The following is a 25,992-nucleotide window of genomic DNA, read 5'->3' on the forward strand; positions in this document are numbered from 1 at the left end:
TTAGGCTCTCTCCAGGATCAGGGTGGCGCTGCCGTGCCTCGTGCCCAGGTAACCTCCGGTCCCATGGGCGACGGCAAGATCGCAATTCTCAACTTGCACGTTTGGATGGGCCTCTCCGCGCAGCTGGCGAACTGCCTCCAGTATCTTGATCATGCCTCCGCGGTTAGCCGGGTGATTGTTACACAAACCACCGCCATCGGTATTGACGGGCAATTTGCCGATCCCCGAAATGAGACCGCCATCAGCGACAAACCTCCCGCCCTCGCCCTTTCTACAAAATCCAAGATCCTCTAGCGTCATGAGAACCGTAATCGTGAAACTGTCATAGATCGATGCGTACTTGATGTCTGACGGTCTCACTCCCGCTTGTTCAAACGCGGCTGGGCCGGACCACACTGCACCTGAATATGTCAGGTCAATGCGACCGTTGTCCGGATGCTTGATAGCTTCACCGCTGCCCTTGATGCGTACCATCGGGCGCGACAGGCTCTTGGCCACCTCCGAGGCGGCAATAATCACGGCTCCTCCGCCGTCGCTCACGACGCAGCAATCAAGCCGGTGCAACGGGTCAGCAATCATCGGGGAGTTCATCACTTCCTCGACAGTAACAACGTTGCGCAGCATGGCATGTGGATTGTGCTGAGCGTGGTGAGACGCTGCCACCTTGACCCAAGCCAATTGTTCACCGGTCGTACCGAATTCATGCATGTGCCGATTGGCGCACATTCCATACAAATTTACGATACTGGGACGGAAGGGCAGCTCATAGGGTACATCCGGCGTCTCCGGGTCGGTCGCAAATCGGCCCTCGGCTGCTGGCGCGCTACCGGTACGAGGCCGGCCGGCCTGCGTAATGAGTCCAATCGAGCAACGCCCCGCCACGATCGCTCGAGCCATGTGGGCGACACCGATGAGATAGGACGAACCGCCTGTTTCGGTCGTTTCGACGTATCTTGGCCTCAAGCCAAGGTACTCGACCATTGACATTGGACCCAATCCAGGTGCGTCGCCGGCGCAGAAGTACCCGTCTACGTCGCGCATGGAGAGCCCCGCGTCTGCGAGCGCGCCACGCGCCGCCTCCGCATGTAACTGAGCGACGGTCTTCCCTTCAGCCTTGCGGGTTGGATGCTCGTAGGCGCCGACCACGAACGCTGCGTTATCCCCAGTCAATTTCACTCTCCTTCAGCGCCATTTCTCGAAAACATGGCTTTCGCTTATCCTTGAATGCTGCGACGCCCTCCATAAACTCAGGAGCGCCCATCGCCTTTCGCTGGAACGTATTCTCGAGATCCAACTGATCTTCGAGACTGTTTACATCGCTCCGCCAATAGAGCGCTCGAGTGAGCGCCAGTGCATATGTCGGTCCGTCCGCGAGGCGTTGCGCGTACCTCGCCGCGGCCTCTCGCAAATCGCCATCTTCGACGACCTCGCTGACGAGTCCCCATTGCATCGCGGTGTCACTCGGCAGTTTCTCAGCCAGCAATGACAACCGCATCGCCCTTGGCCTCCCCACAATTCGCGGCAGCAGCCACGTCGCGCCTCCATCGGGGACTAGTCCCACATTCCGAAACGCTTGTAGAAAGTACGCCGACTTCGCGCAAAGAATGAAGTCGCCCATCAGGGCAAGCGACATTCCCACACCTGCGGCAAGCCCATTGACCACCGTCATGAACGGCACGGGCAAATCGCGCAACCTCCTAACCAGCGGATGGTAGAGCGATTCAAGGGGAGATATTGCACTAGTGGTATCGATGTGCCCGAGATCTGCGCCTGCACAAAATGCGCGGCCCTCGCCAGTGAGCACGACGCAACGGATTTGCCGGCTCCGCTCGGCCACCTTGGCCAGGGCTTCTTGCATCGCGACCAGCATTTCCGTAGACACCGCGTTGAGGACCGCTGGAGCATTCAACGTGATAGTCGCCACATTATCTCTCACATCGAAGAGAACTTGATCTGTCATTGTGCCACCTGGCCGAGCATGACGAAGCGCCTCTCATGAAAATCAGCGTTACCTAACGTCGCGTCGATGGCCATCAATCGCTTCAGATAATGGCCCACACAAAGCTCATCGGTCATTCCCATGCCGCCATGGAGTTGAATGGCTTGTTGGGCGACAAATCGCCCTGCTTTTCCGACCATTGCCTTCGCAGAGGTCGCTGCGATTAGATGGTTCGAATTGGCCTCTACCGCCCGGGCAGCCGCCGCTACCAACGACCGGCACAATTCAATTTCCACTCGCATGTCCACCACGCGATGACGCAGAACCTGGAAGTCGCTCAAGCGCTGAGAGAACTGTTTGCGTGTCTGCAAGTAGTCGACGGTCTGATCGTAAGTCGCCTGCATCGCGCCCACCGCCTGCGCGCACAGAAACACCAGAGCTCGAGCCAGCACATCATCTATGCTCGAGATTTTATCCGCAGCCGCACCAAGCCTAGCAAGAACCGGAGCTCCCTCAAGCACTACAGCCGAAATCTGACGTCCGTCGACAGATCCGACGGTATCAACGCGAACGCCCTCGCCCCAGCGGTCGACGATGAAGAGGCCCCTCGTGCCCTTCGGATCGCTCGCAAGTATGATGATGCGGTCGGCGATCGCCGCTCCCTCGACCGCGCTCTTGGTTCCGCTCAGGATCGTTCTCCCGGCAGCTTCTGATGCGATCACCGCCGGTTCCCCGTACCTGTATTGGGTGCCGGGTTCATAGAGGCCAAATGCCCACGTGCGATCGCCTGCCGCAATCTCGGCCAACCATGTCGTACGCTGCTCATCGCTACCGCAGGCTTCGATCAATCCTGCGCAGAGCACCGCTGTCGCCAAATACGGCTCATCTACCAGATAGCGCCCGAAAGCTTCGGCCAGCAATGCTAAATCGACCGCGCTTCCGCCGAGTCCGGAGCAACTTGACGGGATGGCGAGCGCAAGCCAGCCCAACTCGGCGAACTGCTTCCAATTAGCCGGGCCGTGCTGACGCGCAGCGGGAAGTGGATAGTTCGCTCTCAGCCAACTATCGATACTCGCAGACAGAATCCGCCGTTCTTCACTCAGTTCCTGAAACATTTATGTCCACCGCTCCGATCGCTAGCCGAAAATCGCTTTCGCGATAATATTGTGTTGAACCTCGCTGGAGCCGCCGTAGATTGTCGCCGCGCGTCGGTAGAGATACTCTTCCACTCTCCCCGCAGCATAGGTTGGGAATGCTGCATTTCCCTTCGGCAATACACGATGCTCGTATGCCAGTGCGTCCGGGCCCAGCACGTCGCATGTTAGCTCGAGGATACGCTGTAGAACTTCCGATCCCCGCAACTTGAGTATGCTCGGCTCGACGGCCAACGCCTCACCGCGCTCGTCCTTCAAGAGCGTATCTATAGTTAGACTCTCCAGTGCCATAACCTCAATCTCAAGTGCTGCTATGCGCTTGGCAACACACGGAGCCTCGGTCAGCAGCCAGCCTGTGGCAAAGGACGATGCGATTTCCTTGAGACGGGCCAGGCGGCGCTTGGATCGAGCTGCATCGGCTGTCAAAATCCGTTCGTAGGACAAGAGAAACTTTGCATAGGTCCATCCACGGTTTTCTTCACCTATGCGGTTTCCTTTGGGAACGCGGACATCCTCGAAAAACACTTGGTTGAGGCTGTGCCCGCCATCGATAGAGATGATCGGGCGCACACTGATTCCTGGGGTCCTGAGGTCGATCAGCAAGAACGTGATTCCGGACTGGGGCTTTGCTCCTTGGTCAGTACGCACGAGGCAGAAGATCCAATCGGAATAGTGGGCTTCGCTGGTCCATATCTTGGTCCCGTTGACAACGTAATCATCACCGTCCGACACCGCTCGCGTGCTGAGAGACGCAAGGTCGGAGCCCGAACCAGGCTCGGAAAAGCCCTGACACCAGACGTGATCCATGGACACGATCTTCGGAAGAAATGCCTGCTTCTGAGCCGGCGTTCCAAAGGTGTAGATGACCGGACCGACCATCGTGATTCCGAACGGCGACAGGACCGGCGCGTCCGCCGCCGCGCATTCCTCCTCAAAGATATATCGCTGGGCTCCGGACCAACCAGGACCGCCGAATTCCTTCGGCCAACTCGGCGCCGACCATCCCCGCCTATACAGAATCTTGTGCCAAGCAACGATGTCTTCTCTCGACAGATGAGCGTGGCAACTTGCCCGGTCGGACAATTCCGCGGGAAGGTTCTCGGAGAGAAACCCGCGCACTTCCGCTCGGAATTCGAGCAGCTCCGGCTTTGACAGAAGATTCATTCAGCACCTCGATGGCTCGCAGCACGCGGATCGACGTACCTCCTTCGACGAAGGTCGCTGAGGCCGCGGATCGTAAGGGTCACAATCAGTTCTGGACTACTTCTCGCTCGCATAACCGATTGGACCGCTAACCTTTTCGAACTTTCCGCCCTTTACCTCGCAAAGAAAGGATACGCGAGAACCTTGGTGTACGTCAGGCCCGTAATTCTGAATCGGCGTATCCCAAATGGTCGAATAGTTCTTGATACCTTCAAGGGCCTTGACGAATCTTTCGACCGTCAAGTCTGGACCCGCTCGCTCGAGCGCCAAAGCTGTGAGATCCAAGGCTACAAGCGCGTTGATCGCAGTGGCATTCAACTCGATGCCAAAGCGCGACTTGAATTTGTCCATCTCCGCCTTTGCTTCCGGGGGCGCCTTCTCCGGATCCGGCACAATCGTAGGTACTGCGGCATACAGACCGGACATACCGGGGGCCGCCGAGATTGTCGGGTCGTAACTCGCCGATCCGCCGACGATGGGTGCGTCGATCCCATTCTGCCGCGCTGCGGTGTAGATCAGAATTGTATCGCGAGCCAGTGACCCCAGCGCGATGACACCGCAGTTGGCTTCTTTGAGTTCGAGGATCTGCGTAGTGAAATCAGTATCGCGGGGCTTGTAGGTCAGCGATTTTGTAAGCTTGACGCCGTCGGCCTGCGCCTGGTCGATGATGCCCTCGACGAACTCCTTTCCAAATTCCGTGTTCTGCGTGAGAGCGCATACGGACGTCGCTTTCGAGTGCGTAATGACGTACTTCAGCCCGGATCGAATTTGATCGTAGTAGCTCGATGTCGCAGCGAACTTCAGCGGATGAAACGGCTCCCACATGGCCCGCGCCTGGCCGGTCGGAAACAGATTCGGAATGTTTTCCTTCAACTGAAGCGGCAACACGGCGTTGTTCATCGCCGTTCCCAATCCACCGATCATCGCGAAGATGCCGTCGTGGTTAATCAGCTTATTCGCCGCCTGCACGGCACGCGGCACTTGATATTGGGAATCTTCGATGATGACCTTGATCTTTCGCCCGTGAATGCCGCCCTTATTGTTGATTTCGTCCGCCTTCATACGGAAGGCGTCCGCCGCTGCCACACCGAAATTCGCTGCGGGACCGCTTAGGTCCAGATGCGAACCGAGGCGGATCTCGTCCTTCGTCACTCCATTAACTTCGGAAGCAAATCCGCCCGACATACCGAGCGCACCAATTCCCAACACCAACGTTGCTGTCTTCATTTCTACCCCTCCAAATCCTTTGAAATATTTGCGGCGGCGTCACTCAGCTGCTACGCAACAACTTCAGCCTATCTTCCAGCCGCCCCGCCGGCCCGGGCGTCGTCGGCGTCGCGGTCTTCAGATCAGAGATCTGCCCATACTTCTCGGCGAACATGTCCGCGCTGATTTGCTTGGAAGGATTGAACTGCACGCCCTCTGTTTCAAAGAAGTGGATGCGACCAAATCCTCCGGCCCCCGCGGTGATGATGTGACCACTGTCCTGACACAGCTCGCTCGAGAGATACGCTACGGCAGGAGATACCTGCTGCGGACCCATGTGCTCCACGATCGATTCCGCGACAAGCCCAACCGTCATTCGAGTGTTCGCGCCAGGAGATACGGCATTGATCAGGACATTCTTGCGTCTCCCCTCGATGGCGAGACAATTCATGAGGCCCAGCATGCCCATCTTTGCCGTCCCGTAGTTCGCTTGGCCGAAATTTCCGCTCGTGCCCGCTATCGACGTCGTTACGACGATCCTGCCGTACTCCTGCTCGAGCATGACCGGCCATGCAGCCTTCGTGCAGTAGGTCGTGCCCAGGAGATGCACCTGAAGGACAGCGTTGAAGTCCTCCATCGACATTTTCGCAAAGCTCTTGTCTCGGAGAATTCCCGCATTGTTGACCAGCACATGAAGACCTCCGAACCTTTCCTGGGCCGTCTTCACGATCCTTTCAGCGCCCTCGGCGCTCGCTACGCTGTCGTAGTTCGCGGCGGCCTCGCCTCCGGCTTCCTTGATTTCCTCCACGACCTTGTCGGCGGCTGCGTTGCCATTGCCCGTACCGTCCACGCCGCCGCCAAGATCGTTCACCACGACCTTTGCTCCGAGCCTGGCGAGTAGAAGTGCATGCTCGCGTCCAAGTCCCGCGCCCGCTCCCGTGACAATGGCCACACGTCCGTCCAATCGAACTGTCATCTCTGTTCTCCGTAGATCTGGGCGTTAACGCCCTTCGGCGTACATTTCTTCAATCGCGCTCTGATATCGTCGCTCGACCGCTTTGCGCTTCAGCTTCATGGTCGGCGTCAATTCCTCGTCTTCCGTGGTCAACAGTTCCTCGATCAGGTGGAACTTACGGATGGCCTCCACTCGCGAGAACCGTTGATTGACGATCTCGACCTGATCGCCCATCAACCGACGTATCTCTGGCGCTCGGCACAGCGATTGATAGTCGGTAAAGGGAATCGCTCGGTCCTGTGCGAACTGGGCGACGTTCTCGTGGTCGATCATTATGAGACAAGACAGAAACTTCCTCTTGTCGCCCAGAACGACGGCGTCAGCGATATAGGGAGAGAATTTGAGCTGGTTCTCGATTTCGGACGGAGTGATGTTCTTTCCTCCGGCCGTGATGAGGATATCCTTCAGCCTGTCTGTGACGTACACCCACCCGTCCGCATCGACACGCCCGACATCACCCGTCTTGAGCCAGCCATCGACAAACGTCTCCGCCATCTTCTCCGGCAGGTTGCGATAGCCCTCGAAAATGTTCGCTCCTTTGAGCTGGATTTCTTCGCCGTCCCCTAGGCGGAACTCCATCCCCGGAACAGGCTTGCCGACACTGCCAAGCCTGTATTCGTCACATGGGGGCGCAGTTGCGATACCTGACGTTTCGGTCATGCCATAGAGCTCGAGCATCGGGACGCCCAGCGCGAAGTACCATCGTATGAGCTCGGGAGCGATCGGAGCGGCCCCGGTAACGAGGAATCGGCTACGATTGATGCCGATCATGCGCTTGATGTTGCTGAGCACGAGATGGTTGGCGCAGAAGAACGCCGCTGTCAGTGGAAGTGGCGGCTGGCTTCCTCTCAGCTTCGCATCGGCGATCCGGTAGCCTATGCCGATGGCGCGCTCGTAGCACCACCTGTTGAAAGGTGTCGCTTCTTTTATCTTGACTTGCACGTTCGAATAGAACTTCTCCCAAAAGCGCGGCACCGCGAAGAGAGCCGTGGGCTGCACTTCCTGAATGTTGTCGGCGGTCGTTTCTACGCTCTCGACGAAATTGACAACCTGCCCAACCTTCAGCGGAAACAGTGAGGTCCAGGACCGCTCCGCTACGTGGCACAGCGGAAGAAAACTCACTTGCTCATCGTCTGCCCTGAACTTCAATGCCTGAGTGCCGTTCTCGATGAGCTTGGCGAGATTGCGGTTGGTCAGCATCACCCCCTTCGACATACCTGTCGTGCCGGAGGTATAGATGAGGACTGCCAGATCTTCGGGCCGCCCGTTGGCTACGGCCGTCTCCCACTCGTCCGGCTTTTCAGACTCCCTCTGCTGGCCGAGCTCCAGCAATCTGTCGAAACTGAAGACCATAGGGTCGTCCAGGCCCCGCAGCCCCTCCATGTCGCAAACGATGATCCACCTAAGCTTGGTACACAGATGCCGCACCTCAAGCACCTTATCCAATTGCTCTTGGTTCTCCACGACGCAAAGAACTGTGCCGCTGTCTTCGAGGATGTACTGAACTTGTCTCGGGCTGTCCGTGGTGTAGATGCCGTTCGAAACCGCGCCGAGTCCCAGCGCTCCATGGTCTGAATATACCCACTCCAGAACCGGGTCCGCGATGATCGAGATGGTATCCCCGCGACCGACACCCAAAGCTGCCATCCCGAGCCCGGCTTGGCGAGCGAAGCTGCCATACTGCGTCCACGTCACCTCGCGCCAAATCCCTCGCTCCTTTTTTCGAAGCGCGACAGCCTCTCCGCGCTCCCTACAAGCACGAGCGAATAATTGGGCGACTGTGGACGATCCCATATCCATGACCTGCCGCTGTTTCACCGCCACGTCTTCTTCTTCCAACGCCGGTTCGGTCCCGCGTCGTCGGCTCTCATTCCGAGATAGAATTCCTGGATATCGGCTTTGGTCCGAAGCTGATCGCACGTGTCTGCCATCACAACCCGGCCAAGTTCCATCACATAGCCGTAGTGCGCTATCTGCAGCGCTTGCGCTACGTTCTGCTCGACGAGTAGAACCGACAGTTTATCGTCTCGATTGATGCGGACGATGACGTCAAGCACCTCCTTCACCAGTCGCGGGGAAAGGCCGAGCGACGGCTCGTCCAGCAGCAGGACGCGAGGCCGGCTCATCAAGGCCCGGCCAATCGCTACCATCTGCTGCTCACCCCCCGAAAGTGTCCCTGCAGCCCTGGTCCTCAATTCGACAAGTCTCGGGAAATAGGACAGAACGCGGTCGAGGTCTGCGGCCATCGCCGACCTATCCGAGCGGGCGTACGCTCCCATCATCAGGTTTTGACCCACCGACAGAAACGGAAAGATCTCTCGCCCCTCGGGAACGTGAGCAATCCCCTTGCGGGCGATCGCATCAGGCGCCATTCCCTGGATCTCTTGGCCTTGCAGCCGCACTTGGCCACGGGTGGGATCGAGAGCACCGGCTATCGTCTTGAGCACAGTAGTCTTTCCCGCACCATTTGAGCCCAGGATGGTGGTGATCTTCCCCTCTTCGACCGCCAGGCTAATGCCGCGAAGCGCCGCAATAGGTCCGTAGTGCGTTTCAATGTTCGCCACATCGAGGATAGCGGACGTCATGAGGGAATTCCGAGATAGGCCGACAACACCTGCGGGTTTTGACGCACTTCGTCAGGTCGACCGACGGCTACCATTTGCCCTTGATCGATCGCCATCACGCGATCCGACACGCGACCGACAAGTCCCATGTCATGTTCCACCAACGCTATCGTAATCCCGAGATCGTCGCGGATATCCCGGATCCAGAAGCCAATATCGTGCGTCTCTTCCGGATTGAGCCCTGAAGACGGCTCGTCGAGCAGCAGCAGCTTTGGCTGCGTGCAGAGTGCGCGAGCGATTTCTACGATCTTCCGTACCCCGTAAGGAAGATTGGCAATCAGTTCATCGCGCGCGTGCTCCAGCCGAAGAAGCTCAATGACCCGCTCGGCAACATCGCGATGCTCCAACTCCCGCTTTCGAACCGAAGGGAGGAACAGCATCTCCTGCAACACATTCGTCTCGACATGTGCTTGCCGTCCCACGAGCAGGTTGTGCAGCACCGACGCATGCTCGAAGAGCTCGATATTCTGAAATGTCCGCGCAATGCCCAGTTTTGCGATCCGATGGGCGGCCACGTTCGTAATATTCATTCCATCGAACGTGATCTCGCCGCCGGTCGGTCGGTAGATCCGGCTCAGGAGATTGAACAGCGTTGTCTTGCCGGCACCGTTCGGTCCGATGATCGTAAAGATCTCCCCGGCCTGGATGTCAAAGCTAATCGCATTGACGGCCTTAACTCCACCGAAGCTAAGCGTCAGATCGCGCACGTTGAGGAGCGTCATCGGAACCGCTCCGATTTCGTAAAGTTCTTCTGCCGGCGGAATGTCGCCTTTCTGTGCATCGGGAAGTGCGCGAAATAGGCCTTCACCTTCTGCCAACGGCCATTGATCCCGGCCGGCTCGAACAGAACGAATGCGACCAGAATTGCGCCAAACAGGCCCGGCTCCAGGCCGGGCTGCTGCGCCAACGAATCTGGGAGGGTATCGCGAAACACCGCAATGATTTGTGGAAGCATCGATACGAAAATCGCTCCGAAAATCGCACCGTGGAGCGATCCGAGTCCGCCGACGACGACCATCAGAAGCAGCTGGATCGACAGAAGTACACCGAACGCGTCCGGCGCTAAGCTCCCTATCCGATGGGCCAGCAGGGCTCCCGAAAGCCCGGCGAAGCCGGCCGACAACGCAAATGCCGTCGTCTTCTTCGAAGCTAGGTTGACTCCCATCGATTGCGCGGCAACTTCGCTGTCGCGGATCGACACGAACGCCCTTCCCGTTGGCGATCGAAGAATATTGCGAGCCAGCAAAAGCGCCCCTACCGCGGACAACAAGCATAGATAGTAGAAGGAGACACCTTCCATTATCGAATAATTGAGAATGACCCCAGCAGGCACACTCATGCCGCCGAATCCACCGGTCATGCTCTCCCAATGAACGAACACGTGTTCGACGATGAAGGTAAAAGCGAGCGTCGCCATCGCAAGGTACAGACCGGACAGCCGTAGCGCCGGATAACCCAAAAGCGCTCCCACAAGGGTCGAGATCACTACCGCCCCGATGATCGACAGTGGAAGCGGCAAACCGGACGTCAGAAGAACCGCATTTGCGTAGGCCCCAATTCCGACGAACGCCCCATGCCCGATGGAGACTTGCCCGGCAAATCCCGTCAGCAACATCAGCCCGACGCTCGTGATGCTCAAAATAAGGGCGTACGAGATCTCGCCGAGCCAAAAACTGCCAACGCTGAGCGGCAAGAGAAGGAGAATTACGAGCAGGCCGCAGTAGATATTCCGATCAATCCCATCGCGGAAGAGATCGATGTCCTGATTGTAATGTGTTTTGAATATCCTCCGCATATCAGACCTTCTTTCGACCTACGCTGCCGAGGAGGCCTTGCGGTCGGACGAAGAGCACGGCCAGCAACGCGACATATGCGGCGATGTCCTTCATGTCGGCGGTCACGTACCAGCTCGACAACTGCTCAAGTAAGCCGATCAGAACCCCGCCTACCAACGCTCCCGGAACGGAGCCGAATCCGCCAAGAACCGCGGCGGCAAACGCCTTCAGGCCTAAAAACCCGAGATTGGAGTCAACCAAGGTCACCGGCGCAATCAGCACGCCGGCAATAGCTGCAATGCCGCCCGAGATCGCCCACACCAGTGAAAATAGAAGCTTTACCGGTACCCCCATGTAGTACGCGGCCAACTGGTTCTGAGAGGCCGCCTGCATGGCGACGCCGACGCGGGTCAACCCGAAGAACATGCCAACGGCCCCACACAGGAAAACCGCGCCGACCATCATCGACAAAGTCGTACTGGAGACGACAACACCACCGACATTGATCGCACCCGCAAATGGAGTCGGCAGAACCAAGGAGGATGTGCCCCAAATCATCGTTCCAACAGCCCGAAGAACGAATCCCAATCCGATCGTCAGCATCACCACCGAAAACTGGGGCTGCCCGATAATCCGCCGAAGGATCACGGCGTCGATCAAGAACCCGATGACGGCTACAACAATCATTGTTGCGGCGATCGCCGCCCAATACCCCCACCCCCAAAGCACGATGAACGAGTAAGCAACAAAGGCGCCGATCATCAGCAACTCGCCTTGCGCGAAGTTTACAACCTCGGTTGCCTTGTAGATGAGCGTGAAGCCCAGCGCGATCAACGCATAGACGCATCCAACCGCCACGCCGCTGACGATAACTGAGATCAGGCTGTGCAATTGCGATCCCCCACGGCAGGGAACAAAGAAGCCTCACCCCCCTGGCTTTGGAAGAACGTCAGGACGCGTAATCGCCCGCTCCCTGCGGGCTTATCGCTGCGTTCGCTTTCCACCCCAGCACTCCTTGCTTAAAAGCAACGGCCGCCTGTTAGTTTATGATCTTACCAAGCAGACCAGCGAGCTACTTGTCAAGAAGGAAGGGAGTTGAGGCAATTCGGCACAGTTGAGCGCGATCTAGTTGACTAGTGCAGTCCCCTCGCAGTTCACCCACGAATGACCAGCTTGCCTCGGCGGCGCTAGCCTGCGGCATGCCAGGTTGGAGTGTCGCCAAGCCTATCCAAGTGAAGCAGGCGAGATAACTACAGCTCTGTTCCGTAGAATCTGGCGTGTTCCGAAGTCCATCCGTGCAGGCCGGCGATATATTGACGTCTCTGCCGAATATATACTAACATCTGTTTGATTTGCCCCGATAGCATCGGTGGTCTCGTGCAGTAGCGACCGAAACGCGTGCGGATAAACAATAGTCGACATCAGGAAGGAACGGCTCGAAACGCTGTGCCTATCGCCGGCTTGCGTCCATTGCGGTTGAGCGATTCAAGCGGTCGCAACGCCGCGTCCTCATGCGCCGGATAAGGCGTCCGCTTCGTCAACATTGTTGAAGTTCTCACTCCCATGGTCTGAGGTAGAACAGCTTATGCTCGACATTCCCCAAAATGCGCTGCCCGATATCTGGTCCCGACATGCGCGGCTCGCGCCCAACAAGCCCGCGATCCGATGCGGAAACGAGTGCCTGACGTGGGGAGAATTTGGCAGTCGCATGAACCGCATTGCGAACGCTCTCCTGAACCTCGGTGTTCAGAAAGGTGATCGTCTGGCATTCGTGATGTCGAACTCGATCGAACATCTCGTGTTGCTATGCGGAGCCATGAAGTCAGGGGCGTGCGTCGTGCCCGTCAGCACGCTTCTTTCTTCAGAACAGATCGCCGGGCTGATCAATGATTCGGGCAGTTCGCTGCTATTTACAGATAGCAAACATCTGGACACCATTGCAGAAGTAAGGGGTGGATTGAAATCCCTCCGGCCGAACGGAATTTTCGCCGACGCGAACAAGTCTTGGTGCCGATCCATTCGCGAGTTGTGGGCTGGGGCGCCGGATGCCGAACCGAACGTCGCGCTCGAGCTCGATGACCTGGTGAATATTAGCTACAGCTCCGGCACGACCGGGCTGCCGAAAGGCGTCGCCTACTCTCATCGAGCCCGTCAGAATATGGGCATGACTTACGCCATTGGCATGAAGTACGGCGCCACGGCACGAACTCTTCTCACCACGCCAATCTACTCCAATGGCAGCTGGATCACGCTGTGGCCCGCCCTGATGACGGGCGGCGAGATCGTGATCATGCCATCTTTCTCAACGAAGGAGTGCCTCGACCTGATCCAGGAGCGTAGGATCACCCACGTTTTTATGGTACCCACCCAATACATTCGCTTGCTGGATGAACCTGCGCTGCCACGGACGGACCTCAGCAGTCTCGAAATGTGTCTAACGGCGGGGTCGACGATGACTGTAGATGTCAAGCGCAAGATAACAGCTGCCTTCGGACTCCGGCTTTATGAGCTATATGGTTTCTCGGAAGGCGGAGCGACGATTATTTCGCCGGAAGAAATGGTTGATCGGCCGTCATCGGTCGGGCGACCAAATCCAGGCTATGAAGTTCGAATCCTTGGCGACAACGATCGAGAAGTCGCGCGAGATCAGACTGGAGAGGTCGCGTTCTACGGCGGGTGGATGATGCGCGGATACTACAATAATGACGCGCAGACAGAGTCCATAGTCTGGCGCGATGAAAAGGGACGATCGTTCATTCGCTCCGGCGACGTGGGCAAGCTCGACGACGAGGGTTATCTCTATATCGTCGGACGCAAGAAGGATATGATCATCTCGGGCGGGTTCAATATATACCCGGCCGATATCGAAGCGGCGCTGAGCGCGCACCCCGATGTTCTGGAAGCGACCGTCATCGGAGTGTCCCACCCGGTCTGGGGAGAAACTCCCATTGGCTTCGCTATCGTAAAGCGCGAGAGCAAACTCGAGGTTGGCTCACTTAAAGAATGGGCGAACGAACGCCTGGCAAAAACGCAGAGGCTCTCGGCAGTCATATTTCTAGACGAGTTTCCGCGAAACGCGCTCGGTAAGGTGGTCAAGCGCGATCTCCAGAGCCATCCATCCCTGCCGGACTTCAAACGTTCATAGAGTCCGAGCTGAACCATGCCGAGGAGTCTTTACTCGTGCAAAGGCTCGCTGCAACGTGCTACGTGGCGCACGCGGCACGTTCTCGGCAGGCTGGGACGCGTGTCGTGCCCCGCGGCCTGCGACAGCGGCCCGTCTTGGCTCCAGCCGTTCATTCATCCGTAGATCAGTCGCGGGTTTCGGGTAGTGAGCGGCTCAGGACAAGCCCGAGCCGCTCCATGACCGCCTTGCCGGACCCTTCGATCAGGAGGTCGCAGGATGCCGCCAGCTCCCCGACCGCTTCGATGTCGCGCGCATTCTTTCGGTCGAGCTCGACAATGCGTCGCCTTCAATTAACGAAATCTCCCTCTTTGCGTTCACCTCGCCCTGGCCGGGCGACTGTCACCCCCTTTGGCCCCATATCCGACGGCAGCATGGCCGCAAACGGACCGGGACCGATGCCGGCGAATTCCAACGCTCGGATGTTCCTCAGCGGTGCCGTCTGCCAATCGGCGATAAATATTGCAGGCCGAATGACACTCTCGCCAAAAGCGGTGAAAGCGAGCCGCGATGCGTCCGTCCACTATAAGGTCTGAGCGAACCTGGCGAAGAAGTCGTCAGCCATCTTCTTGGCCGTCCCGTTGATGAGCCGCTGTCCCAACTGAGCCAGCTTACCCCCGATCTGTGCATCGACCTGGTAGCTCAAAAGAGTTCCCCCATCGCGTTCGGCGAGGTCTACCTTTGCGCCGCCTTTTGCAAAGCCTGCCACACCGCCTTCGCCTTGTCCGGAGATCCTATAGCCGTGCGGGGGGTCGAGATCGCTCAGGGAGACTTTGCCTCGGAATCGAGCGGATACAGGGCCAACTTTCATCTTAGCGACGGCGCGGAAGCCCTGATCGTCGGTCTTCTCCAATTCCTCGCAACCGGGAATGCACGCCTTCAGGACTTCCGGGTCGTTCAGCTTTTCCCAGACCCGTTCCTTCGGTGCGGCAAGTTGGATCTCGCCTGTCATGGTCATCGCCATAACGCTCTCCGGATTTGGTGAGAAGTTGTTTGGATGTCAATTGCGGATGGGTGCGAACACCCGAGCCATATACGTGGAGACATCATGGGAAATACGCTGGCGCGAAGTGTCGCCCACGCCAGCAAGAACCTTCGCCAGTTCCTTCTTGAAGTCGAGTTGCATCGAGCGGGCAATCTGGATCCGCTGCGCCTGGGGCGATCCCGCGCCATGCATAGATTCGGTCAGATAGCCGACTGCGTTCCGGCCAAGTGTCATGTTCTCTACCAGCCGCAGGATTCGAATCCTGTCCTCAGTCGAGACCTCGGGGCGCCCCTTCAGATATTTCTCGATCAGGGGCCCCACCGTTTCGTGGCGCAGTTCGCGCTCGGACGGCAGAGTAACCATCAGTCCACCCGCGATATCCTGCGCAAGCCGGCCGATTTCGTAAGGAAAGCGCGTGACGTGGTGCTTGCATACGTTGGCAAGCATTTCGTCTGGAACGTAGGCCCCGGATTTCATCGCCATGCCCTGATGGCTCGCCGCGATTCCCGTGCCGTAGATCGTCTCGTTCAGATGGGTCATCTCGACGAGCTTGTCACGAATATGCGAGGCACGTTCGACGCCGTTGTAGTCGGCGATCGTCGCCGCAGCGCCGATCAGTACATCGCCGACACCTGTCTTGCAGACGTAGCTTCGGCGATGGTAGCAGGTGAATCGTTCGACTAGCGTAGACGCGAATTCGAACTCGCCGTCGAGAAAGACGTGCTCGGTTGGAATGAACACATCCTCGAAGATGATCATCGCTTCCTGGCCGGAGAACTGTGCGTTGCCGGCATCGACGTCCCCGCCCTCCGCACTACGACTGTCGCAGGATTGCCTCCCGTAGATGTAAGTGATGCCCTCGGCGTCCACGGGAATGGCGCCGACGATCGCATAGTCCTTGTCGGCGGCCTCCAACCGCATTGTCGGCATGATGATCAGCCAGTGCGAATTCAGGCAACCCGTTTGATGGGCCTTGGCGCCGCTGACATAGACGCCCTCGGCCGTACGCCGCGTGACGTGAACGAACAGGTCTGGATCTGCCTGCTGAGACGGGGAGCGGCTCCGGTCTCCCTTCACGTCCGTCATGGCTCCGCCGACGACGAAATTCGCGCTCTGCATCCGCGCGAGAAAGGCCGTGAAGCGAGCGTGATAGCCGGTGCCGTACTTGCCATCCAGATCGTAGGTTATGGAGTGCAGCGAGTTGAGCGCGTCCATGCCGACACATCGTTGGAAGCAGGTGCCCGTCAGTTGGCCCAGGCGGCGCTGCATCTTGTTCTGCATCACAAGATCGCGCTGGCTCTTGGAGATGTGAAGAAACCGGTTAATCCGTTCGCCGGTGGAGGGAGAGACCTCGGACGCCAATTCCGGATCTTCGTTCGCGAGATCGTAGGTCTGCGCGACCGCGTTGATCGAGGGCCGTATGATCGGATGATCGACGGGCTCTGCGACAGGGTCGCCCATCAGGTAGACCTTCAGTCTACGCCCCCTCAGGCTTTCGATATATTGTGCCCCGGAGCTAATTTTCATTGGGGACCGTGCCGTATCCAGGGCGACGAGTTCCTGATCCATCTCGATACCTCCGTTGGAGCGGCCCGTCATGCTTGCGCGTACGGGCCGCGATAAAGGTCCGCGTCAACCCTTCTTGACCAGCGGACAGGCACTGTCTTTCAGCGGGCGAAACGCCTCGTCGCCGGGGATCACTTCACGTAGCTTGTAGAAGTCCCATTCGCCCTTCGACTCCCACGGCTTCTTGACTTCGTACACGTACATGTCGTGCACCATCCGACCGTCTTCGCGAATACGACCGTTCTTGGCAAAGAAGTCATTGATAGGTATTTCGCGCATCTTCTTCATCACTGCTTGCGCCTCGTCGGTACCGGCCGCTTCGACCGCCCGGAGGTAGTGCATGGTCGACGAATAGTCGCCGGCATCGCCCATGTGAGGCATCACTTTCATCTTTTCGAAGAACCTCTTCGACCAGGCGCGCGTCTCGTCATCACGGTCCCAGTAGAAGGCATTGGTCAACACCAAGCCTTGTCCGACCGAAAGACCGAGAGCCTTGATGTCCGTCTCCCAGACCAGAAGGCCGGCCAGCGTCTGCTTTGGTTGAATTCCGAACTCCTGCGCCGATTTGATCGAGTTGACCAGCACATTGCCGGACCCGGCCAACGCGACCACCTGGGCTTTCGAGGACTGGGCCTGCAAAAGGAAGGAGGATTGATCGAATGAGTCAGGTGGATATCTGGTCGATCCGACGACTTCGCCACCCATCGCCTTGACCACAGCCGAAGTGTCGGCTTCGAGAGCATGTCCGAAGGCGTAGTCCGCAGTTAGGAAGTACCAGGACTTTTTGCCTTCTTTCGCTAACGCGGCTCCGGTTCCACGTGCGAGCGCATAAGTGTCGTAGGCATAGTGAACACTGTTCGGCGTGCACGCGTCGCCCGTAAGACGGGACGAGCCGGAACCATTGATGATCGCTATCCGGTTCTTGTCCTTCGCAAGCCCGGAGACCGTGAGCGCGATCGACGAATTGATGAGATTGGCGATCATGTCGACTTTCTCAACGTCGAACCATTTACGCGCCAGCGCTGAAGCGGTGTCGGGCTTGTTTTGGTGATCGGCGACCACGACCTCGATCGGCCTCCCGAGGACCTTGCCGCCGAAATCGTCGACGGCCATCTTGATCGCAGTGACCGACCCTGGGCCGGATTCGTGCGAGAATTGTCCGGACATATCGGTCAAGACGCCGATCTTCACGACATCGTCCGACACTCCCTGCGCGCGAGCACCGGTGGCGATCATCAATGCCGCCGACGCGACCACCAAGCTTCCGATTTTCCGCCTCATGTTCGTCTCCCCAGACGCTGGAATTGCAGTCAAATGCTGATTTTTATTACTAGCATAACTAGACTTTCTATACATGCATAACTAGACTGATATTTTCTGTGAGTCAATGACAGCATGTGCTAAATGTGACCAGCTTTCGAAGGCCTTCCGCAAGACGGCCGCCCCCGACTGGACCGTCCGCAATGCCCGCCGCCGCCAAGATCTTCCCTCCGAAAACCAAAACCAGCGCGAAGCCTCCCGCGGCATCGAGCGGCGGAAAGGCGGTCAAGACCGAACGCAATTGCTCGGTCGCGCGTACGCTCGATATCGTCTCGGACGCTTGGGCCTTCCTCATCATCCGCGAAGCCTTCTTCGGCACACAGACCTTCGAGGCCTTCCGCTCGGCGCTCGGGATACCGCGGGCAACCCTGACCGACAGATTGAGGAAGCTCACGCAGCTTGCGATATTCCGTCAAGTCGCGACCCGATCGTCTCAACGCAAGGAATATCGTCTGACCAAGATGGGCTTCGACCTTTACCCGAGCTTCATCGCGTTGATGCAGTTCGGCGACCGCTGGCTCTCCAACGGAAAGCCGCCGCCGCTCACGCTGGTGCATACACTTTGCGGCTGCGACAGCCATCCGATCGTCAGCTGCTCGCGATGCGGAAAAAGCGTCGGCGCGCGCGACGCCGAATACCGAGATGGTCCCGGCGCAGGGAGAAGCGCCGCCAAAGAAGGTCGTAACACGCGGCGGGCGTCCGACAACAACCGGTTCCTGACGGGGCGACCGAGCTCGGTCTCCCGAGCGCTCGAGATCATCGGCGACAAATGGAGCTTCATGGTCGTCCGTGAAGGATTTTTCGGCAACCGCCGCTACGACAAGATCCTCAACGAACTCGCGATCGCGCCGAATATCCTCACGGATCGGCTGAATCGTCTGGTCGGCAGCGGAGTGTTCCGGCGCAGGCAATACCAGAGCTCGCCCGAGCGGTTCGAATACCTGCTCACCGACATGGGTCTGGAGCTCTACGGTCCTTTCATCGCCATGCTGCGATGGGGGGATCGTTGGCTTTCGAAGGGGAAGCCGCCGCTTATACTCACTCACATCAAGTGCGGCCAGGACTTCGAGCCCGTCGTCGACTGCAACCGGTGCAACAGCCCGATCACCGCCGCCGACATGCGGTATCGTCTCGCCTACGACCCCAAATCCTTCGGGGCGCTCGGCCCGCGATCCGTTGAGTGACCGCGCGGGCACCTCTCAGGCCTGATGTCCGAGCGCTTCGACGAGCTTGAACCGCATGATTTTGCCGGATCCCGTGCGCGGAATCTCGTCGACGAGATGCGTAGCTTCCGGGATTTTGTATGCGGAAAGATGCGACCTGCAATGGTCCAGAAGCGCGGCAATATCGAGGGCGCCGTCCTTCGCGACCACGAAGAGGCACGGTACTTCGCCGAGGGTCGCGTGCTTGAGACTCACAACAGCGCAGTCTTTGACTTGCGGATACTTAACGACGACTTCCTCGATCTCGGCTGGCGCAATGTTCTGACCGCCGCGGATGATGAGCTCCTTGATGCGGCCCGTGATCGTCAGGTAGCCCGAGGGATCGGATTTCGCGAGATCGCCCGTATGATACCAACCCTTGCGCAGTGCCGACGCCGTTTCCGCAGGCTTATTGTGGTAACCGTGCATGAGGTTCGGGCCGCGGACGATCAGTTCGCCCTCCTCGCCGATCGGGACGTCCTCCAGCGAGGACGGATCGACGATACGGACCGCGAGTCCCGGCACCGGGAGCCCGCAAGATCCCATCGGCCTGCCGCCGCGCAGCCAGTTCATGGTCACCATCGTTGACGTTTCGGTGATCCCGTATCCGTCGAGGAGTCGCGTCTTGAAACGATCCTCGAACGCCTTGTTCAGCGTCGCCGGCATGATGGCGCCTGCCGAGATGCAAAGGCGGACGGTCCCAAGCTGCTCGACACCGGCCTCCTGCGCGCGCAGCAAGAGATAGTGAAACATCGTGGGCACGCCCGGCATAACCGAATATTTGCCGGTTTGTAGCAGATCAATCGCTTGCTGCGGCGAGAACCGCTCCATGATGTGCTCGCTGGCGCCAACCGCAAGGACGCCCAGTACCGATAGGTTGAGACCGTAGGAATGGAAAAGTGGAAGCGGCGAGAGGATGACGTCTTCGCTCGTCAATTCGGCGATTGGTGCCCAGCATGCTGCCGAGATCCAAAGCATGCCGCGGATCGACAGCAACACGCCTTTCGCCCGTCCCGTAGTACCTGAAGTGTAGATGATGAACGAGGACCGATCGATGTCGTCCGGATCGAGCGCCGTCGCGCCGGAGGTCTCTGCCAGCTTGTCCAACGATAATCCGGTCGCTTCGCCCCCCTCGCCGGCGAAAATGACCCTTGGAGAGATGGAAGCCTCAAGGCTGATCCTCCCCAGGAGCTCCCTTCGTGCGCACGTGGTGAAGACGACGCCGCAGTCGGCGTCGGCAAGACGGTAACTGACCTCGCCCTCGGCGGCGTCGAAGCTGATCGGCACCACGATCGCGCCCGCGCGCAGCGCGCCGAAACAGGCTTCGATCCAATCAACCCCGTTCGGCAGATATATCGCAAGCCTATCACCTTCTTTCAGGCCGGCATCGGTCAGGTTCGCCGCGATCGACGCGGTGCGATCGGCGAGCTGCGCATAGGTGACTGATCGGGCCGCATCCCAATACGCCACCTGATCCGGTCGATTCTTCGCATGACGCTCGAGAAGCGCCGCTATCGGCGCGATCAGATCAACGTGCAGCATCTCCCCCTCCCATCAAACCATCGAATATCCGCCGTTTACGCTGATCACCTGGCCGGTGATCCAGCTGCCGGCTTCAGAGGCGAGCAACGCGACCAAGGGAGCGACGTCCGACGGCAGACCCAGCCGTCGGATGGCGTAGGCCTTTACCAGCTTGTCGCGATTGGCATCCACCCAGGTCTTGTCGTGCGCGGTTTCGATCAGGCCGAGCGAAATCGAATTCGCGGTGACGCCCGAACGGCCCCACTCGCGCGCGAGCGACTTCATGAGGGCGATGGTGCCGGCGCGCGCGGCAGCGGCGAGCGCGAGACCGGACTCACCGACCCGCGAGGAGTCACCCATGATCGAAATGATTCGACCGTGGCCCGAGACCTCCAATAGCGGCCCTGCGCTGTGGGAACAGTTGAGAGCGCCGTACAGGCAGGTGTCGATCTGCTTCTTCCATTCCTCCGGCGTGCTTTCGCTGAACTTCTTTCGGAACACTAGACCAGCGTTATTGACGAGAATATCGAGTCCGCCGAAATCGGTCTTGATGTCCGCGACCATCTTCTTGACTACGTCTGCGTTCGCGATATCGGCCTGGTAGGCTTTTGCCTTGCCAGCAGCCTTCTGTATCTCTGCGACGACGCCTTCGGCCTCGGCCTTCGAACTGTGATAGTTGACCGCGACCGCCGCGCCGCGCTCCGCCAGCATCCTGCAGATCGCGGCGCCGACGTCGCGGCCGCCTCCCGTCACCAGCGCAGTACGTCCTCTGAGATCGGTCATGATTTTTCCTTTGCTTTGAGCTTCGCGTTCTGAATGAGCCTGAAGATGCGTTCCGGCGTCATCGGAAGGATCGAGACGTCGATGTCGAAGGGCGATAGCGCGTCGGCGATGGCGTTGGCGATCGCCGCCGGTGCTCCGATGGTGCCGCCTTCGCCCATGCCACGAAATCCGCCGGCCACCGCTGATTCGCTTTCCACATGGACGACATCCATCAACGGCACTTCGGGTGCGGATGGAATCACGTAGTCGACGAGGCTGGCGCTGAGGAGTTGACCGTCGTCGTCGTAGATCAGTTCCTCGAAGAGTGCCGCCCCGATGCCTTGCGCCACGCCACCATGCACCTGGCCGTCGACGATCATGGGGTTGATGATACGGCCGCAGTCCTCGGCAACAACGAACTTGTGGATCTTCACGAAACACGTTGCGGGATCGATCTCGACTGCGGCGATATGTGTCGCCGCCGCCGTAGTTCCGTTGATCGGATCGTAAGTATAGGTCGCGGTCAATTCTTCCCGGGCGTCGACCGGCAGTGTCTTCATGTCTGAATAAACGGCCTTGGCGATCTGCTTGAAAGTCACCGATCTGTCGGTACCGAGTACGGCTACCTTTCCGTCAGTCACCTCGAGGTCTTCCGTGCTGGCTTCGAGGAGATGCGATGCGACCCGCCGAAGCTTCGCCTGCAGTATGGCGGATGCGTGCTTCGCAGCGCCACCGCCAAGCACCGCGCTGCGGCTCGCGTAGGTACCCGTGGACATCGGCACCTCGTCGCTGTCGCCCTGAACGACGCGGATGTCCTCGAAGCGTGCACCGAGATCGTCGGCGATGATCTGCCCCAAGGTCGTCTCAAGCCCTTGACCGTGGGAGGCGACGCCGAACGCCGCTGTAATGGCGCCCGTGGAATCTATCGTGATCTTCGCGGTTTCCGAGCCAGTGTTGATCGGCATACCGGGCGCTACCGCTATCCGCGACCCGATGCCGGTCAATTCCGCGTAGGAGGCGATACCGATCCCGAATAGCCGCCCGCTTTCACGGGCGTGGGCTTGGTGCTTGCGAAGCTGCACATAGCCCGCCGCTTCGGCGGCGGCATCGAGGCATTCGATGAACCCGGTCTTGTCCCAGATTATCCCGGAAGCGATGCGGTACGGAAATTCTTCAGCCCGCACCAAGTTGCGGCGTCTGATCTCGAGCGGATCGATGCCGAGCGCCTTCGCGCCCATATCCATCAATCGTTCGCAGACGAAGGTCGAAACGGGTCGACCGACGCCTCGATAAGGGCCGGTTGGTGGCTTGCACGTCGCGACTCCACGAACCGCACCGCGATAGGACTGTATCTTGTAGGGGCCAGGCAGGAAGCTGACGACCTGAACCGGCTCCAGCCCACATGTCCATGGATAGATCGAAAAGGCGCCTACGTCCCCGATCACGTCGGCCTGGAGCGTCGTGGCCGTGCCGTTCGCGTCGAACCCCATTTCGGCGTCGACGATCTCCGAAAAGGCCTGGCTGCTGCTGCTGATGTCCTCAAGCCGGTCGGCCGTCCATTTGATCGATCGGCGCAGCCTGCGCGCGGCAATGCAGATCAGGAGTTCTTCCGGGTACAGGGAGCCCTTGGAGCCGAAGCTGCCGCCGACGTCCGGCGCGACCACCCGCAGGCGGTGTCCTGGAAGGGAAAGCGATTCCGAAATTGCGTCGCGTATGATACCGGGAATGTTGGACGACGTGTAAAGAGTGAGTGCGTCCCTTCGCTTTTCGTATTCCGCGGTATAGCTGCGCGGCTCCATCGCAAGCGGCGCCTTGCGCGTCATTTCGAAGCGTCCGCCGACTCTCACCGCCGCGGCCGCCATGTCCTTTCCGACGTCCCCCTTCTTGAATTCGCGGGCAATCAGAACGTTGGTCCCCGCCTCTTCGTGAAGCAGCGGCGCGTCTTCGGCAACCGCTAGTTCAGCGCGCGCGATCGGCTTCAGTGGCTCGTAGTCTACTTCGATCAATTCGAGCGCGTCCTCCGCGAGGTAGCGGGAGGTGGCGACAATGGCGGCAATGGCCTCCCCGACATAGCGTACCTTCCCGGAGGCGAGAGGAAGAATGGGGGTCGCGTAGTAATTCGCCATCCGCGAAAACGGAATGACCGGCTTGAAGTCATCGACGATCTCTTCCGCGGTGAGCACCGCGACGACACCTGCAGCTTCCGAGGCGGCCGTCGTATCAATCCGGGTGATCTTGGCGTGCGGCTGTCCGCTGCGCAGAAATGCGAGATGCAGCGGCCGGTCTGGCATTCGGTCGGCGGTGTATTCGCCGCTACCGGTGAGCAGGCGCGGATCCTCGGTACGCCGGATCGGTGCACCGACGTTCTTCGGCCGCAGCACGTCGGATCGGTTCGCCGGGCGATCGCTATTCATAGCCATCTCCACCCTTGCGGAGTCTCTGCCATTGCTCGTCGTCGTGCCCGCATATGACGGTGGCGCCTGACTTCTCGATTCGGCGGACCTCAGCGAAGGTCTTCAACTGCTGCTCGACGTTCCAGGTATTGCGGGGCGCGGAATCCGCGTCGAGGTTCTGGCGCAGACTGACGGCATCGGATGCGAGGAGAAATTGGCCGTCCCGATCGAGACTGACGAGCGCGCCCATCGTCCCCGGCGTGTGACCAGGCAGCGGGACCAGCATCACGCGGCCGTCGCCGAACAGATCCTTTTCCCCGTTCACCGGCTCGATCGGATTTCCGCAATCCCAATCGGCCTTGAAGTATCCCGCGGTATCTGCGCCGGGCGCTTTGGCCGCTTCGATTTCCTTTGCGTGGGCCAAGATGGTGGCGTTGCGGAAGAACTGATTGCAGCCGCAATGGTCCGGATGGAAGTGCGAATTCACGACGATATCGACGTCGTCGGGCCCGAGCCCCGTGCACGCCAGATTCGGAAGCAACGTCTCTCCCGCGCCCATCATCGGCTTCATGACCTTTGCCAGCGGACCCCAGCGCCCTTCCGCGTCTTCGGCCACGGACGGATGACAGCCGGTGTCGAACAGCACATTTCCCTGCTTGTGGCGCATCAGCGCGCTGCTGACCGGAAGGTCGATGGTCTCCCCTCGCTCGGCCCCGGGGACGTAGATGCTCTTCTTCATGCGGAGCCGGCCGGCGGCAATAAAATTCAGCTTCATGACTTTCTCTCCGAGCGCAACGCAGCGGCGCTGCGGATCGCGGCTACGATGTTCTGGTAGCCGGTGCAGCGACAAAGGTTGCCCGACAGCCCCTCCCGGATGTCTTCATCGGTCGCCAGTGGGTACTTCCGCAGCATGTCCTCGCCCGTCATCAACATGCCTGGCGTGCAGTAGCCGCACTGGAGCCCGTGATGCTCACGAAATTGCGATTGGAGCACGTTGAGATCTTCGGGCGAGCCCAATCCTTCGACGGTCAATATATCGGCGCCATCGACTTGGACGGCCAGCATGAGACAGGACCGGACGCTATCGCCGTTGACGAGGATCGTGCAGGCGCCGCACACTCCGTGCTCGCATCCGACGTGCGTACCCGTCAGTCCGAGCCGGTCGCGTAGGAGATCGGAAAGAAGCATGCGTGGCTCGACATCCGGAACGTCGTGACGCTGTCCATTGACTTTCAACGATATGGCGATCATGCCGTTCTCTCCCCCGCTTCGAGGGCCGTGCGCAATGCGCGCTTGGACAACTGCTTGAGGAGATGCGTGCGATACTCTCCCGAGGCATGGAGATCGTCGTTCGGCGAGACCTTGGAGGCGACGATCTCGGAGAAGCGTTCGGGCAGCTGCGCGTCCAGCGGCAACGCGACGAGTTCCTGCTCCGCCTCCCGGAGACGCAGCGGAGTGTCCGCCACTCCCATGACCGCAATACGCGCGCCCTCCAATTTAGTTTCTGTTCGGCGGACGGACAGCGCGATGCTCGCGAGTGCGAAATCGCCGAAACGTCGCGCGACCTCCTCGAACGCCCAACCATCGTGGTCCAAGACCGGAAATTCGACCTCGACGACGATCTCGTCCGGCTCTAGGCAGTTCGTCAGGGCGTCGACGAAGAAGTCCTCTGCAGCAATCGTCCGGAGCCCTTTTGGGCCACGAACGGCGATGCTGGCGTCGTAGAACATCGCCAACATAGGCAATTCGGCGGCAGGGTCCGCGTGGGACAGGCTGCCGCCGATCGTGCCGCGGTTACGGATTGCCAGATGCGCAACATGGCGCATCGCTGCCGACATGACCGGCAGCCTCGCAGCGACGAGCGGGGAATGTTCGAGATCACGATGTCGCGTCAACGCTCCGATCGCGATCCGGTCCTCCCGGTCCTCGATGTAGGAAAGGCCCTCGATGCGGTTGAGGTCGACCAGAATTGACGGCCGAGCCATTCTGAAGTTCAGTAGCGGAAGCAGGCTCTGACCACCGGCGAGCACCTTTCCTTCCCCGTTCGAGGCGACCAGCGCCTCGATCGCGAGGTCCACCGTTGACGGCGCTATGTAGTCAAACTTGGCCGGCTTCATGGGCCTTCTCCAAATCCCGATTTTTCTCC

General features: G+C 59.2%; 23 protein-coding genes. 2 read left to right on the plus strand and 21 right to left on the minus strand.

What is annotated here, in order from left to right:
- The 11 genes from IVB29_RS27445 to IVB29_RS27495 all read right to left on the minus strand — a co-directional run bounded on the left by IVB29_RS27445 (position 1) and on the right by IVB29_RS27495 (position 11,807).
- The gene (locus IVB29_RS27445) at positions 1 to 1,170 is read right to left on the minus strand and encodes a thiolase domain-containing protein (RefSeq protein WP_247506530.1); all 1,170 of its coding nucleotides are present in this window, start codon (positions 1,168 to 1,170) and stop codon (positions 1 to 3) included.
- A complete protein-coding gene (locus tag IVB29_RS27450; RefSeq protein ID WP_247506531.1) occupies positions 1,157 to 1,960 on the minus strand; it encodes an enoyl-CoA hydratase-related protein in 804 nt (267 codons plus the stop codon). The genes IVB29_RS27445 and IVB29_RS27450 overlap by 14 nt, the downstream gene beginning before the upstream one ends.
- Complete coding sequence (locus IVB29_RS27455) at positions 1,957 to 3,054, minus strand: acyl-CoA dehydrogenase family protein (RefSeq protein ID WP_247506532.1); 1,098 nt, start codon at positions 3,052 to 3,054, stop codon at positions 1,957 to 1,959. Before IVB29_RS27455 ends, IVB29_RS27450 begins: the two co-directional genes overlap by 4 nt.
- Positions 3,055 to 3,075: 21 nt before the next feature.
- Positions 3,076 to 4,257, minus strand: coding sequence for an acyl-CoA dehydrogenase family protein (locus IVB29_RS27460; protein WP_247506533.1), 1,182 nt, complete (start codon positions 4,255 to 4,257; stop codon positions 3,076 to 3,078).
- 96 nt (positions 4,258 to 4,353) lie between these two features.
- Positions 4,354 to 5,523 carry an ABC transporter substrate-binding protein gene (locus IVB29_RS27465; RefSeq protein ID WP_247506534.1) on the minus strand — a complete coding sequence of 390 codons (1,170 nt, stop codon included), beginning with the start codon at positions 5,521 to 5,523 and terminating at the stop codon, positions 4,354 to 4,356.
- A gap of 43 nt (positions 5,524 to 5,566) precedes the next feature.
- On the minus strand, positions 5,567 to 6,478 hold the full coding sequence (locus IVB29_RS27470; RefSeq protein WP_247506535.1) for an SDR family NAD(P)-dependent oxidoreductase: 912 nt from the start codon (positions 6,476 to 6,478) through the stop codon (positions 5,567 to 5,569).
- A gap of 24 nt (positions 6,479 to 6,502) precedes the next feature.
- The gene (locus IVB29_RS27475; RefSeq protein ID WP_346731306.1) at positions 6,503 to 8,356 is read right to left on the minus strand and encodes a long-chain fatty acid--CoA ligase; all 1,854 of its coding nucleotides are present in this window, start codon (positions 8,354 to 8,356) and stop codon (positions 6,503 to 6,505) included.
- Complete coding sequence (locus IVB29_RS27480; RefSeq protein WP_247506536.1) at positions 8,332 to 9,102, minus strand: ABC transporter ATP-binding protein; 771 nt, start codon at positions 9,100 to 9,102, stop codon at positions 8,332 to 8,334. Before IVB29_RS27480 ends, IVB29_RS27475 begins: the two co-directional genes overlap by 25 nt.
- Complete coding sequence (locus tag IVB29_RS27485) at positions 9,099 to 9,863, minus strand: ABC transporter ATP-binding protein (RefSeq protein WP_247506537.1); 765 nt, start codon at positions 9,861 to 9,863, stop codon at positions 9,099 to 9,101. Before IVB29_RS27485 ends, IVB29_RS27480 begins: the two co-directional genes overlap by 4 nt.
- Entirely contained in the window at positions 9,860 to 10,936 is a 1,077-nt protein-coding gene (locus IVB29_RS27490) for a branched-chain amino acid ABC transporter permease (protein WP_247506538.1), read from the minus strand. Before IVB29_RS27490 ends, IVB29_RS27485 begins: the two co-directional genes overlap by 4 nt.
- Position 10,937: 1 nt before the next feature.
- Positions 10,938 to 11,807 carry a branched-chain amino acid ABC transporter permease gene (locus IVB29_RS27495; RefSeq protein ID WP_247506539.1) on the minus strand — a complete coding sequence of 290 codons (870 nt, stop codon included), beginning with the start codon at positions 11,805 to 11,807 and terminating at the stop codon, positions 10,938 to 10,940.
- A gap of 694 nt (positions 11,808 to 12,501) precedes the next feature.
- Here IVB29_RS27495 and IVB29_RS27500 point away from each other — a divergent pair.
- On the plus strand, positions 12,502 to 14,061 hold the full coding sequence (locus IVB29_RS27500) for an AMP-binding protein (protein ID WP_247506540.1): 1,560 nt from the start codon (positions 12,502 to 12,504) through the stop codon (positions 14,059 to 14,061).
- Between the two features lie 559 nt (positions 14,062 to 14,620).
- Here the strand turns inward: IVB29_RS27500 and IVB29_RS27505 are convergent.
- From IVB29_RS27505 to IVB29_RS38560, 4 genes are all read right to left on the minus strand, one after another.
- Entirely contained in the window at positions 14,621 to 15,061 is a 441-nt protein-coding gene (locus IVB29_RS27505) for a carbon monoxide dehydrogenase subunit G (RefSeq protein WP_247506541.1), read from the minus strand.
- 36 nt (positions 15,062 to 15,097) lie between these two features.
- Entirely contained in the window at positions 15,098 to 16,651 is a 1,554-nt protein-coding gene (locus IVB29_RS27510) for a 4-hydroxyphenylacetate 3-hydroxylase N-terminal domain-containing protein (RefSeq protein ID WP_276576869.1), read from the minus strand.
- A gap of 63 nt (positions 16,652 to 16,714) precedes the next feature.
- Positions 16,715 to 17,884 carry an ABC transporter substrate-binding protein gene (locus IVB29_RS27515; RefSeq protein WP_247506995.1) on the minus strand — a complete coding sequence of 390 codons (1,170 nt, stop codon included), beginning with the start codon at positions 17,882 to 17,884 and terminating at the stop codon, positions 16,715 to 16,717.
- Positions 17,885 to 18,032: 148 nt separating this feature from the next.
- Complete coding sequence (locus IVB29_RS38560; protein WP_247507013.1) at positions 18,033 to 18,362, minus strand: hypothetical protein; 330 nt, start codon at positions 18,360 to 18,362, stop codon at positions 18,033 to 18,035.
- Here IVB29_RS38560 and IVB29_RS27525 point away from each other — a divergent pair.
- On the plus strand, positions 18,265 to 19,152 hold the full coding sequence (locus tag IVB29_RS27525; RefSeq protein ID WP_247506996.1) for a winged helix-turn-helix transcriptional regulator: 888 nt from the start codon (positions 18,265 to 18,267) through the stop codon (positions 19,150 to 19,152). The two genes, IVB29_RS38560 and IVB29_RS27525, sit on opposite strands and share 98 nt — an antisense overlap.
- A 15-nt stretch (positions 19,153 to 19,167) precedes the next feature.
- Here IVB29_RS27525 and IVB29_RS27530 read toward each other — a convergent pair whose 3' ends face one another.
- Genes IVB29_RS27530 through IVB29_RS27555 form a run of 6 tightly spaced genes read right to left on the minus strand, consistent with a single transcriptional unit; the run spans position 19,168 to position 25,963 of the window.
- Complete coding sequence (locus IVB29_RS27530; RefSeq protein WP_247506542.1) at positions 19,168 to 20,712, minus strand: class I adenylate-forming enzyme family protein; 1,545 nt, start codon at positions 20,710 to 20,712, stop codon at positions 19,168 to 19,170.
- Positions 20,713 to 20,724: 12 nt separating this feature from the next.
- Positions 20,725 to 21,474 (minus strand): SDR family oxidoreductase, encoded by a 750-nt coding sequence (locus IVB29_RS27535; protein ID WP_247506543.1) that lies wholly within the window; start codon positions 21,472 to 21,474, stop codon positions 20,725 to 20,727.
- Positions 21,471 to 23,867, minus strand: coding sequence for a xanthine dehydrogenase family protein molybdopterin-binding subunit (locus IVB29_RS27540; RefSeq protein WP_346731307.1), 2,397 nt, complete (start codon positions 23,865 to 23,867; stop codon positions 21,471 to 21,473). Before IVB29_RS27540 ends, IVB29_RS27535 begins: the two co-directional genes overlap by 4 nt.
- Complete coding sequence (locus IVB29_RS27545) at positions 23,860 to 24,621, minus strand: N-acyl homoserine lactonase family protein (protein WP_247506997.1); 762 nt, start codon at positions 24,619 to 24,621, stop codon at positions 23,860 to 23,862. The genes IVB29_RS27540 and IVB29_RS27545 overlap by 8 nt, the downstream gene beginning before the upstream one ends.
- The gene (locus IVB29_RS27550; RefSeq protein WP_247506545.1) at positions 24,618 to 25,097 is read right to left on the minus strand and encodes a (2Fe-2S)-binding protein; all 480 of its coding nucleotides are present in this window, start codon (positions 25,095 to 25,097) and stop codon (positions 24,618 to 24,620) included. Before IVB29_RS27550 ends, IVB29_RS27545 begins: the two co-directional genes overlap by 4 nt.
- Positions 25,094 to 25,963 carry a xanthine dehydrogenase family protein subunit M gene (locus IVB29_RS27555; RefSeq protein ID WP_247506546.1) on the minus strand — a complete coding sequence of 290 codons (870 nt, stop codon included), beginning with the start codon at positions 25,961 to 25,963 and terminating at the stop codon, positions 25,094 to 25,096. Before IVB29_RS27555 ends, IVB29_RS27550 begins: the two co-directional genes overlap by 4 nt.
- Positions 25,964 to 25,992 lie beyond the last annotated feature (29 nt).

Source organism: Bradyrhizobium sp. 1 (assembly GCF_023073315.1).
Taxonomy (GTDB): Bacteria; Pseudomonadota; Alphaproteobacteria; order Rhizobiales; family Xanthobacteraceae; genus Bradyrhizobium.

Coding starts and splice junctions, on each gene's coding strand:
- IVB29_RS27540 (WP_346731307.1), bottom strand. CDS start 23,867: ATGAATAGCGATCGCCCGGCGAACCGATCCGACGTGCTGCGGCCGAAG.
- IVB29_RS27550 (WP_247506545.1), bottom strand. CDS start 25,097: ATGATCGCCATATCGTTGAAAGTCAATGGACAGCGTCACGACGTTCCG.
- IVB29_RS27500 (WP_247506540.1), top strand. CDS start 12,502: ATGCTCGACATTCCCCAAAATGCGCTGCCCGATATCTGGTCCCGACAT.
- IVB29_RS27490 (WP_247506538.1), bottom strand. CDS start 10,936: ATGCGGAGGATATTCAAAACACATTACAATCAGGACATCGATCTCTTC.
- IVB29_RS27555 (WP_247506546.1), bottom strand. CDS start 25,963: ATGAAGCCGGCCAAGTTTGACTACATAGCGCCGTCAACGGTGGACCTC.
- IVB29_RS27450 (WP_247506531.1), bottom strand. CDS start 1,960: ATGACAGATCAAGTTCTCTTCGATGTGAGAGATAATGTGGCGACTATC.
- IVB29_RS27455 (WP_247506532.1), bottom strand. CDS start 3,054: ATGTTTCAGGAACTGAGTGAAGAACGGCGGATTCTGTCTGCGAGTATC.
- IVB29_RS27545 (WP_247506997.1), bottom strand. CDS start 24,621: ATGAAGCTGAATTTTATTGCCGCCGGCCGGCTCCGCATGAAGAAGAGC.
- IVB29_RS27480 (WP_247506536.1), bottom strand. CDS start 9,102: ATGACGTCCGCTATCCTCGATGTGGCGAACATTGAAACGCACTACGGA.
- IVB29_RS27460 (WP_247506533.1), bottom strand. CDS start 4,257: ATGAATCTTCTGTCAAAGCCGGAGCTGCTCGAATTCCGAGCGGAAGTG.
- IVB29_RS27530 (WP_247506542.1), bottom strand. CDS start 20,712: ATGCTGCACGTTGATCTGATCGCGCCGATAGCGGCGCTTCTCGAGCGT.
- IVB29_RS27505 (WP_247506541.1), bottom strand. CDS start 15,061: ATGGCGATGACCATGACAGGCGAGATCCAACTTGCCGCACCGAAGGAA.
- IVB29_RS27535 (WP_247506543.1), bottom strand. CDS start 21,474: ATGACCGATCTCAGAGGACGTACTGCGCTGGTGACGGGAGGCGGCCGC.
- IVB29_RS27485 (WP_247506537.1), bottom strand. CDS start 9,863: ATGACGCTCCTCAACGTGCGCGATCTGACGCTTAGCTTCGGTGGAGTT.
- IVB29_RS27515 (WP_247506995.1), bottom strand. CDS start 17,884: ATGATCGCCACCGGTGCTCGCGCGCAGGGAGTGTCGGACGATGTCGTG.
- IVB29_RS27465 (WP_247506534.1), bottom strand. CDS start 5,523: ATGAAGACAGCAACGTTGGTGTTGGGAATTGGTGCGCTCGGTATGTCG.
- IVB29_RS27510 (WP_276576869.1), bottom strand. CDS start 16,651: ATGGATCAGGAACTCGTCGCCCTGGATACGGCACGGTCCCCAATGAAA.
- IVB29_RS27470 (WP_247506535.1), bottom strand. CDS start 6,478: ATGACAGTTCGATTGGACGGACGTGTGGCCATTGTCACGGGAGCGGGC.